1 protein-coding gene is annotated in these 1,107 nt (G+C 45.3%); it reads left to right on the top strand.

From position 1 onward, the window contains the following. Nucleotides 1-21 precede the first annotated feature (21 nt). A protein-coding gene (locus ACYVHX_RS29615) for an IS3 family transposase (RefSeq protein ID WP_460675343.1) occupies nucleotides 22-1,107 on the top strand; the annotation gives its coding sequence in 2 pieces (ribosomal slippage) (nucleotides 22-283 and nucleotides 283-1,107; 1,087 coding nt annotated over the 2 pieces). This gene is flagged as partial in the annotation.

Genomic DNA, 1,107 nt, shown 5'->3' with positions numbered 1-1,107 from the left:
TTAAATTTAAAGGCAATTGTCATGAAAAAGACTAAATTCACCGAGGCCCAGATTGTGTTCGCCCTCAAGCAGGCTGAAACGGGAGTTGCTGTTGTAGAGGTGTGCCGAAAAATGGGCATAAGCGAGGCCACTTTTTACAATTGGAAAAAGAAGTACACCGGGTTAGGCGTTTCTGAGTTACGACGTTTGCGTCAACTGGAAGAAGAAAACCGCCAACTTAAACAACTGGTAGCGGACCTGAGTCTCGATAAACAAATGCTCCAGGATGTACTCAAAAAAAAGCTCTAAAGCCAATTCAGAAGCGTGAATTGGCGCACAGTTTAATCAATGACTATCAAGTGGCCACCCAACGAGCTTGTGGAGTGGTGCTTCTTCAACGTTCTGTTTGGTACTATAAGGCTCATCGACGAGATGACACGGTTGTACGACAGCGGATCAAAGAAATCGCGCAAGTCAGAATCCGCTACGGTCATCGTCGTATTTTCACTCTACTTAGGCGTGAAGGCTGGCGGGATAATCACAAGCGGGTGTACCGGATCTACTGCGAAGAAGAGTTAAATCTGCGCAGGAAACGACCCAAACGTCATCGAGCGGCTGCCCATCGCCGACAACGCCCATCCATCTCTACTTTGCATGAATGTTGGAGTATGGATTTTGTGGCCGATCAGCTCTTCGATGGGCGAAAGTTTCGTGCGTTAACTGTTGTCGATAATTACAGTCGCAAATGCTTAGCTATCCATGTAGGACAGTCACTAAAAGGTGAAGATGTCGTGACAGTCGTGAATCGGATTATAGCTGAACAGAAGACAAAGCCCAATCGTATTCAAGTCGACAACGGCAGTGAATTTATATCAAAAGCGATGGATCGCTGGGCTTATGAAAATACCGTTACCCTAGATTATTCACGGCCAGGGAAACCGACAGATAACCCATATATTGAATCTTTTAATGGAAGTTTGAGAGATGAATGTTTATCGGTTCACTGGTTTTTATCTTTGGAAGACGCTCAGCAAAAGATTGAGCAATGGAGGCAGGAGTACAATGGCTATCGACCCCATAGTTCGCTGAATGGGCTGACGCCGGAAGAATTAATTTCAAGAGTAAAAA

The organism is Larkinella ripae (assembly GCF_054780775.1).
This window is presented reverse-complemented; position numbering and strand designations above follow the sequence as displayed.